The sequence below is a fragment of the Pseudoalteromonas sp. J2K-J979 genome (assembly GCF_058169715.2).
Genome location: NZ_CM200281.1, coordinates 3,042,311 through 3,052,500 on the forward strand (window position 1 = coordinate 3,042,311; position 10,190 = coordinate 3,052,500).

Here is a 10,190-nt window from a genome sequence, read left to right on the forward strand (position 1 = left end):
GATATTTAATCCTTAATATTGAAGTCACTATAAACAAATCAAAATGACAGCGCTATCTTTTGGCAGTAAATAAAAACTGATTTTTTTCTGAAACATGGCTAAACCTAATTTCTAACCAATTATTTAATAAGTATTTATTAAATAATCTCTAAAATAATTTTTCTAGGTTAAATTCCAGACATAAAAAAACCAGCCTTAATATGGCTGGTTTTTACTATCTTGGTTTAATTAACCAATGTGTTTACGTGCATTTCTGAACATGCGCATCCAAGGGCTATCTTCACGCCACTCATCTGGGTGCCATGAATTAGCGACAGTGCGGAAAACTCGCTCAGGATGCGGCATCATCACTGTCGCGCGACCATCTAAACTCGTTATGCCGGTAATCCCCTCTGGCGATCCATTTGGATTATTCGGATACTGCGTGGTTGGGTTACCGTAGTTATCAACAAACTTCACAGCCACAGTTCCAGTCGATATAGCCGATTGCAACGCGCTTGCATTAGCAAATTCCGCATGACCTTCGCCATGTGAAACAGCAATTGGCATACGTGATCCTGCCATACCTGAGAAGAATACTGACGGACTTTCTTGCACTTCAACTAAGCTAAAGCGTGCTTCAAAACGCTCTGATTTATTGGTAACAAAACGTGGCCAGTGCTCAGTGCCAGGAATTAACTCTTTTAGCGTTGATAACATCTGACAACCGTTACATACACCTAGGCTGAAAGTATCTTGGCGCTCAAAGAAAGTTTGGAATTGTTCACGGGCCATCTCATTAAATAAGATAGATTTAGCCCAGCCTTCACCGGCGCCTAACACATCACCGTAAGAGAAACCGCCACATGCAACTAAGCCTTTAAACTCCTCAAGAGATAAACGACCTTCTAAGATATCACTCATGTGAACATCAACCGCAGCAAATCCTGCACGATTAAACGCCGCCGCCATTTCAACATGCGAGTTGACGCCTTGCTCACGTAGAATAGCCATTCTTGGCGCTGCACCTTTTAAGATATATGGCGCAGCCACATCTTCATTTAAATCAAAGCTTAACTTAGTATTTAAACCCGGATCCTTCGCATCAAATTTAGCATCAAACTCTTGCTGTGCCCCGGCAGGGTTATCACGCAAGCTTTGCATTTGATAAGTGGTTTCAGCCCATATCGTACGAAGTTCAACACGGCTATTTTCTAATACCTGATTGCCATTACGAGCAAACGAGACTGTATCTGTGTTATTTAATGTACCAATATCATGAGTCACTGCCGCTAAACCATGCGCAGCAAAAGTCTCAAGCACAAATGCTTTATCACTATTGCGCACTTGAATAACCCCACCGAGCTCTTCATTAAAGAGTACTTCAAGATCAGAACCCGTAAGACCATCAAGGTTGACACTCACACCCACACGACCCGCAAACGCCATTTCAGCCACGGTCGTGAATAAACCGCCATCTGAGCGATCGTGATATGCTAACAACTTGCCATCAGCAACTAATGCTTGCATTGCATTGTAATAACCCTTTAATAATTCAGGACTATCAACGTCAGGTGTTTGATCGCCCAATTGCTTATAAACTTGGGCAAGGCTCGAAGCACCTAAGCGGTTTTGACCTACACCTAAGTCAATTAGCAGTAAGCTTGAATCACCTTTATCTGTACGCAATTCAGGAGTCACTGTTTTACGCACATCGTCAACACGACCAAATGCGGTAATAATCAATGAAAGAGGAGCTGTCACAGCTTTAGTTTCCCCGTTTTCATCCCACTGAGTTTTCATCGACATCGAGTCTTTGCCCACTGGAATGGTCAAACCTAGCGCAGGACACAATTCTTCACCAACCGCTTTAACGGCTTCATAAAGACCCGCATCTTCACCTGGGTGCCCTGCAGCAGCCATCCAGTTTGCAGACAACTTAATATTTTCTAAACCACCAATATTTGTACCAGCAATATTAGTTAATGATTCCGCCACAGCTAAACGCGCTGATGCGCCATAGTTAAGTAAAGCAGCAGGCGTGCGCTCGCCCAGAGACATCGCTTCACCGTGGTACGTATCAAACGCTGCAGCTGTAACCGCACAATCTGCAACCGGTACCTGCCATGGACCAACCATTTGGTCACGCGCCACTAAGCCAGTAACAGTACGATCACCAATAGTGATTAAGAAGGTTTTCTCTGCAATAGCTGGTAGGCGAAGTAAACGCTTAGCCGCTTCATCTAAATTGATGTTACTCACATTTAATGCATCGCCTTTTGCTTGCAAAGACGTCACTTCTCGATGCATTTTTGGTGCTTTACCTAGTAAAACCTCTAGTGGTAAATCAACGGGGTTATTCTCAAAATGGCTATCTGAAACCGTTAAGTGTAACTCTTCAGTTGCTTCACCAATGACCGCATATTGCGCACGCTCACGCTTACAGATTTCTTCAAAACGAGCAAAATCTTCGGCAGCAACCGCCATAACATAACGTTCTTGTGATTCGTTACACCAAATCTCATGTGGCGCCATGCCTGGTTCATCGTTAGGCACATTACGTAATTCGAATTTACCACCACGACCCCCATCGCTCACTAGCTCTGGGAATGCATTTGAAATACCGCCAGCGCCCACATCGTGAATAAATGCAATTGGATTGGCATCACCAAGCTGCCAACACTTGTCGATCACTTCCTGACAGCGACGTTCCATTTCTGGATTTTCACGCTGCACGGAAGCAAAGTCTAAATCTTCATTTGATTGACCAGAGGTCATTGAAGAGGCTGCACCACCACCTAAACCGATGTTCATCGCTGGACCACCCAGTACAATCAACTTAGCGCCGATTGGGATTTCACCTTTTTGAACATGGTCTGTACGAATATTGCCTAAACCACCGGCAAGCATAATCGGTTTGTGATAACCACGAACCTCAACACCATTATGGCTGTTGACTTGCTCTTCATAGGTACGGAAATAACCTAATAAATTTGGACGACCAAATTCATTGTTAAATGCCGCGCCACCGAGCGGGCCTTCTACCATAATATCTAACGCATTTACGATGCGCGCTGGCTTACCGAAATCCGTTTCCCACGGCTGTTCATACCCAGGGATACGTAAGTTCGAGACGGTAAAACCGACTAAACCTGCTTTTGGTTTAGAACCGCGACCAGTGGCGCCTTCATCACGGATCTCACCACCAGACCCAGTCGATGCCCCCGAAAAAGGTGCAATTGCAGTTGGGTGGTTATGAGTTTCAACCTTCATTAAAATTTCGATGTTTTCAGGGTGATACGCGTATTCACCTGTAACATTTGGGAAGAAACGACCAGCAAATGAGCCTTTCATCACAGCTGCGTTATCTTTATAGGCTGACAACACATTCTCTGGATGTGTTTCATAAGTATTTTTAATCATTTTAAACAGCGATTTAGGCTGTTCGATTCCATCGATAGTCCAATCAGCGTTGAAAATTTTATGGCGACAATGTTCCGAGTTCGCTTGTGCAAACATAAACAACTCAATGTCATTCGGGTTACGGCCTAGTTTTTGGAAGTTCTCAACTAGATAATCAATTTCGTCATCCGCCAAAGCAAAACCTTGTTCGATATTGGCTGCAGCTAAGGCTTCACGACCACCGCCTAAAATATCAACCGATGACATCGGACGAGGCTCATCAATTTTAAACAATTGTGCTGCATCATCTAACTCAGCATGTGTCGCCTCAGTCATGCGATCGTGAAGCAGCTTAGCCACTTCTTGATGTTGCTCAGCAGATAAGTTGCCTTCAACATAATATGCAACACCGCGTTCAATACGGTGTACTTGGCTTAAACCACAGTTTTTTGCGATATCAGTTGCTTTTGATGCCCACGGAGAAATAGTACCAGGACGCGGCGTCACTAAAATAAGTGTACCTGCCGGCTCATGCTCAATCACAGTTGGGCCGTAGGTAAGCAGTTTTTTTAACTTATCCAGTTCAGCATCGCTGAGTTGCGCGGTTAAGTTAGCAAAATGCATAAATTCAGCGTAAACATTCGTTACAGCTAAATTAGCATCAGCACAACGTTTTAAGATTTTTTGAACTCTAAAATCAGACAGTGCGGGTGCACCACGTAAGATCAACATAGGTATTTTCATCCGGGGTTAGGGATTGAACGATATATCAATAAAGGCGACATTATAGTGGAAATAAAACTTGGTTTTAACTGCAAATTCAAAAATTCGCCAAATTAACCATCAAAAGCAGCGAAAATGAAGACAGCTCAGACCAGCGAAATTCACACCTTACAGTTGAATGTTAAGTGACCTACTAACAATCTTCTGTTATAAAATAAAAACATACCGAGTATTTTGGGTCATTATGCGCATCATTGTTTTGCTATTGAGTTTGGTTGTATTAATTTCTTGTTCTAAACAAGACGCGCCAACGCAACTGCAAAAAATCAATCAACAAGACAAAATCCGCATCGGCATACTCGTCGGTCAAAGTACTTATTATTTGAGTGGCGATGGTGAAGAAGGCTTTGAATATGAGTTGGCCGCTGCATTTGCTGACTTTTTAGGGGTCGAACTTGAGGTCGTGCCTTTTTTTAGTCTCAGTGACTTATTTCCACGTTTAAATAACAACAACATCGATATTATCGCCTCTGGTTTAACCATCAATAAAAACAGGCTAGAGTCATTTCGTTTTGCACCTGAGTACCGCTCTATCAGTCAAAAACTAGTTTTTAAGCAAGGCAATATAAGACCAAGAAATTTCGCACAAATAAATGGTAACCTCACCGTTTTAGCAAAAAGCAGTCATGTTGATAGCTTACGAAAAGCAAAATTGCGCTTTGATCAATTGTCGTGGGTTGAAACCGATGAAATGGATGAAGCCGAAATACTACAACAAGTCATTGATGGGGAAGTAGATTACACCATCGCAGATTCAAACACCTTGGCATTATTTCGCCGCTATCACCCTGAACTCAGCATCGGCTTTTCAGTGACACGCAGCGATCCTGTCGCCTGGATGCTAAAAAAAGATATTGATGACTCTTTGTACGCTCTTCTGGTTGAGTTTTTTGGTGAAGCACAACAAACAGGCCTGCTTCATGAACTTGAAGAAAAATATTTTGGTCATGTACGCCAATTTAATTACATCAACACCCTCTCTTTTATCAACGCAGTAAAAACCACGCTGCCCAAATATCAGCCTTGGTTTGAACAATACGCATTGGAACTGGACTGGCGCCTACTTGCAGCGCTGAGCTATCAGGAGTCAATGTGGGATCCCAGAGCAAAATCACCCACAGGGGTGCGTGGCATCATGATGCTCACTCGACCAACAGCCAAACAAGTTGGAGTCACGAATCGCTTAGAACCTGAGCAGAATATAAAAGGCGGTGCGATATATTTAAGCCGCCTTTTATCACGGATCCCCGATAGAATTCCCAGCCCAGATAATCTTTGGTTTGCTTTGGCTGCGTATAATGTAGGCTGGGGACATGTCAATGATGCTCGGATACTCACTCAAAAAGATGGGGCCGATGCCGATAAGTGGGCCGACGTGAAAAAACGTTTGCCGCTATTAATTAAAAAACGATACTATCGAACCACTAAGTATGGCTATGCTCGCGGAGATGTAGCAGTAACCTATGTTGACAATATCCGTCGCTATTATGATACTTTAGTGTGGTTAGATGAAAATGCAGCAACCGAACCAGAGCCGCAAACTGAAAACCCCGATGAGCAGCTGTTGCAAAACGACACCATACGAGCGAAATAAGCTCAGAGTAATTTTAACCGATATACACCTTACATGTTATAAAGTGATATTTGTTTCTCCCCTCTCACTTTTGGAGAATTAATTTGAAAAGAAGAACACCTAGAATCAAAAAAAAAGCAATCAATTCTTGCTCAACACGAAGAAGAATCATGCTTAAAAATTTGCATCGAAAAATTAGCATGCGTCGTCGTTTATTTGCACTGATGAACCTTGAGCCCATTAATACAGATCCAATAACAGAAGCCTAACTCGGCTTCTGATCCTGTCTTTTTTGCGCTTGCCGCAGCGCTTTAATTTCTTTTCTCCTACGTTTAAAAAATGCTGATAGTTTATCACCGCATTCTTTAGCGAGTACGCCAGCTTCAACTTCTATCTGATGATTAAAGTGCGGATGCTGGACTAAATTTAGAACAGAATGAACAGCGCCAGTTTTCGCATCTTCCGCCCCATAAACTAAACGTTTGATTCGGCTATGAACCAACAAACCCGCACACATTGAGCAAGGCTCCAACGTGACATAAAGCGTGCAATTAAGCATACGGTAGTTTTTTAAATGCTGGCCAGCGCTACGAATAGCGATCATTTCAGCATGTGCGGATGGATCATGAGTACAAATAGATCGATTCCAACCCTGCGCAATAATTTTATTATCTTGTACGACAAGGGCACCAACCGGGATCTCTCCTTCAGCTTCTGCTTTATCTGCAAGTATTAATGCCTGCGCCATCCAATATTCATCTGAATACTTAATCATAACAACCTCATTTTCTAGCTACGCCGAATTATACAGCAAGCAAAAGCCTAAAAATAATCTAGTATTAGCAACTAACATGCATAATCTCGATAAATTTTCTTAAGCCATAGCCGCGAGGGGCTTATTTACGCTATAATTCGCCGCTTTTTGTTTTAGCTAATCAATGTAGATAAACCATGAAATTTCCAGGTCGCCGTAGGCACAAACATTATTTTCCGGTGGAGGCAAAAGATCCTCTTACCAACCAACTTCAGCAAGATAATAAACTGAAGAACAACTATATCGTTGGTATTGATCAAATCGTGGTTGATATCGAAGCAAAAGTTGAAAACACCTTCCTTGCTCAATTTGGCCTACAACGTGGAATGTCGCAGGTTATAGACGACAAAACAACGCACGCTCTGTACGATCATCTTAAGCAAAATAACATGGTTGATTACGAATTTGCAGGCGGAACCATAGGTAATACGATGCACAATTATTCCGTGCTCGCCGATGACCGCTCAGTCTTATTAGGCGTCATGAGTGAAAATATTAAAATCGGTAGTTATGCTTATCGATTTTTAAGCAATACGTCTAGTCGCGTTGATCTTGAATACCTCCAACCCGTTGATGGGCCAATTGGCCGATGCTTTACCTTAATTGATGAAACTGGCGAGCGTACATTTGCCATCAGTGCAGGTTTAATGAATAAGCTTCGTCCAGAGTCAATATCCGAACAACTGATTACACAGTCCTCCGCTTTAGTCATCAGCGCCTATTTAATGCGAACTCAAGTCGATGACACCATGACGCAAGCAACGTTAAAAGCCGTAGAATATGCCAACAAAGCGAATATTCCTGTAGTGCTTACTCTGGGAACAAAGTTTTTAATTGAACAAGACCCGACATGGTGGCAAGAGTTTGTTAAAAACCATGTAGATATTTTAGCCATGAACGAAGAAGAAGGTTTAGCAATTACCGGCTTTGAAGATCCTCTACTGGCAACAGAAAAAGCACTCGACTGGGTTGATTTGGTCATTTGTACCGCGGGTGAAAAAGGCATGTTCTTAGGTGGTTATATCGATGATAAATGGAAGCGCCTTACTACACACACCTTAATGCCTGGTGCGATCCCTGACTTTAATAAATATGAGTACTCAAGGGGTATGCGATTTAAAGATTGTGAGCAACCTCTAAAAATCTATTCTCATACTGCACCTTATATGGGTGGGCCTGACAGTATAAAAAATACGAATGGAGCTGGTGATGCCGCACTTGCAGCTGTATTACACGATTTGAGCGCGAACGTTTACCATCAAATAAATGTACCAAACTCAAGTAAACATCAGCTCAATGCCCTGACCTACTCTTCCCTTTCACAGATCAGTAAGTATGCAAATCGCGTTAGCTATGAAGTTCTCGTGCAGCACTCGCCAAGGTTAACTAAAGGGTTACCAGAACGAGAAGACAGCTTGCAACAAGCATACTGGGAACAGTAACCGAGAACAAAACATTAAGAACCTGATTAAGTATCAGGTTTTTTTATGCCATCAAAGTTGTCGTCCCGCTTTCAACATCAAAATCCAGTACCGCACAACTCTCAAAACTGCCTAGTATTAACAAAGCGAGATGAACAAGCATTGTGTTTAATTAAATCTCGGCGTAGCCGATAGCAAAGAAAGCCTAACGTACAAGTTGCAAAGTCCAGATACAAACTTGTCTTGCCTGAGCATGCATCCGCGTGTGATGATTTCAGATAATAAGTGTGATGATTTCAGATAATAAGTGTGATGATTTCAGATAATAAGTTTGATGATTTCAGATAATAAAAACGTAGACAGCAAAAAGCCCGACTCATTGAGTCGGGCTTTTCTTAATAGGAGCCTGGCGATGTCCTACTCTCACATGGGTAATCCCACACTACCATCGGCGCTGTTTCGTTTCACTACTGAGTTCGGAATGGGATCAGGTGGGTCCAAAACGCTATTGTCACCAAGCAAAATTTTGCCGCTTTACCGCTTTCGCCGTAAAACTAAATTCGGAACGCTGATTTTAAAATTGTCTACTTCAGTCTATCTAACTTCTTGCTTATTCATCAGTGCTTCATACAAACCACTTTGGCGTTGTATGGTTAAGCCTCACGGGTAATTAGTATAGGTTAGCTTAACGCCTCGCAGCGCTTCCACATCCTACCTATCAACGTTGTAGTCTCCAACGGCCCTTTAGTGGAGTTAAACTCCAAGTGAGAACTCATCTCGAGGCTCGCTTCGCGCTTAGATGCTTTCAGCGCTTATCGATTCCGAACGTAGCTACCGGGCAGTGCCATTGGCATGACAACCCGAACACCAGCGGTTCGTCCACTCCGGTCCTCTCGTACTAGGAGCAGCCCCTCTCAATTCTCAAACGCCCACGGCAGATAGGGACCGAACTGTCTCACGACGTTCTAAACCCAGCTCGCGTACCACTTTAAATGGCGAACAGCCATACCCTTGGGACCGACTTCAGCCCCAGGATGTGATGAGCCGACATCGAGGTGCCAAACACCGCCGTCGATATGAACTCTTGGGCGGTATCAGCCTGTTATCCCCGGAGTACCTTTTATCCGTTGAGCGATGGCCCTTCCATTCAGAACCACCGGATCACTATGACCTACTTTCGTACCTGCTCGACTTGTCCGTCTCGCAGTTAAGCTTGCTTCTACCATTACACTAACCGTACGATGTCCGACCGTACTTAGCAAACCTTCGTGCTCCTCCGTTACTCTTTGGGAGGAGACCGCCCCAGTCAAACTACCCACCAGGCACTGTCCGCAACCCCGATTAGGGGCCTACGTTAGAACATCAAAACTACAAGGGTGGTATTTCAAGGACGACTCCACAACAACTAGCGTCGCTGCTTCAAAGTCTCCCACCTATCCTACACATGTAGGTTCAATGTTCAGTGCCAAGCTGTAGTAAAGGTTCACGGGGTCTTTCCGTCTAGCCGCGGGTACACAGCATCTTCACTGCGATTTCAATTTCACTGAGTCTCGGGTGGAGACAGCGTGGCCATGGTTACACCATTCGTGCAGGTCGGAACTTACCCGACAAGGAATTTCGCTACCTTAGGACCGTTATAGTTACGGCCGCCGTTTACCGGGGCTTCGATCAAGAGCTTCTCCGAAGATAACCCCATCAATTAACCTTCCGGCACCGGGCAGGTGTCACACCGTATACGTCATCTTTCGATTTTGCACAGTGCTGTGTTTTTAATAAACAGTCCCAGCCACCTGGTTACTGTGACTGCCAACAGCTTAAGGAGCAAGTCCTATCACCGTCAGCAGCGTACCTTCTCCCGAAGTTACGGTACTATTTTGCCTAGTTCCTTCACCCGAGTTCTCTCAAGCGCCTTAGTATTCTCTACCTGACCACCTGTGTCGGTTTGGGGTACGATTCAGCATGAACTGAAGCTTAGAGGATTTTCCTGGAAGTATGGCATCAACAACTTCACTACCGTAGTAGCTCGTCTCGTATCTCAGTCTTAAGAACCCGGATTTGCCTAAGTTCTCAACCTACTTACTTTCACATGGACAACCAACGCCATGCTTGCCTAGCCTGCTCCGTCTCCCCATCGCATTCATGCCGAGTACGGGAATATTAACCCGTTTCCCATCGACTACGCGTTTCCGCCTCGCCTTAGGGGTCGACTCACCCTACC

4 protein-coding genes and 2 rRNA genes (1 of these 6 cut by a window edge) are annotated in these 10,190 nt (G+C 43.9%); 2 read left to right on the forward strand and 4 right to left on the reverse strand.

What is annotated here, in order from left to right; all coding sequences use genetic code 11:
• Positions 1–228: 228 nt before the first annotated feature.
• Positions 229–4,113: a phosphoribosylformylglycinamidine synthase gene (purL, locus tag AC3KVK_RS13900; RefSeq protein ID WP_490312690.1), complete on the reverse strand. Its 3,885-nt coding sequence runs from the start codon at positions 4,111–4,113 to the stop codon at positions 229–231.
• A gap of 169 nt (positions 4,114–4,282) precedes the next feature.
• On the opposite strand from purL, the gene mltF reads away from it, so the two are divergent.
• Positions 4,283–5,758, forward strand: coding sequence for a membrane-bound lytic murein transglycosylase MltF (gene mltF, locus AC3KVK_RS13905; protein ID WP_490312689.1), 1,476 nt, complete (start codon positions 4,283–4,285; stop codon positions 5,756–5,758).
• A 244-nt stretch (positions 5,759–6,002) separates the two neighbouring features.
• On the opposite strand, the gene tadA is transcribed toward mltF, so the two are convergent.
• Entirely contained in the window at positions 6,003–6,512 is a 510-nt protein-coding gene (gene tadA / locus AC3KVK_RS13910; RefSeq protein ID WP_490312688.1) for a tRNA adenosine(34) deaminase TadA, read from the reverse strand.
• A 176-nt stretch (positions 6,513–6,688) separates the two neighbouring features.
• Here tadA and AC3KVK_RS13915 point away from each other — a divergent pair, with 176 nt between their 5' ends.
• Positions 6,689–7,993 carry an inosine/guanosine kinase gene (locus tag AC3KVK_RS13915; RefSeq protein WP_490312687.1) on the forward strand — a complete coding sequence of 435 codons (1,305 nt, stop codon included), beginning with the start codon at positions 6,689–6,691 and terminating at the stop codon, positions 7,991–7,993.
• 383 nt (positions 7,994–8,376) lie between these two features.
• Here the strand turns inward: AC3KVK_RS13915 and rrf are convergent.
• Positions 8,377–8,491 (reverse strand): 5S ribosomal RNA (rrf, locus tag AC3KVK_RS13920).
• A 130-nt stretch (positions 8,492–8,621) separates the two neighbouring features.
• Positions 8,622–10,190: ribosomal RNA gene (locus tag AC3KVK_RS13925) — 23S ribosomal RNA — on the reverse strand (it continues 1,315 nt past the right edge of the window).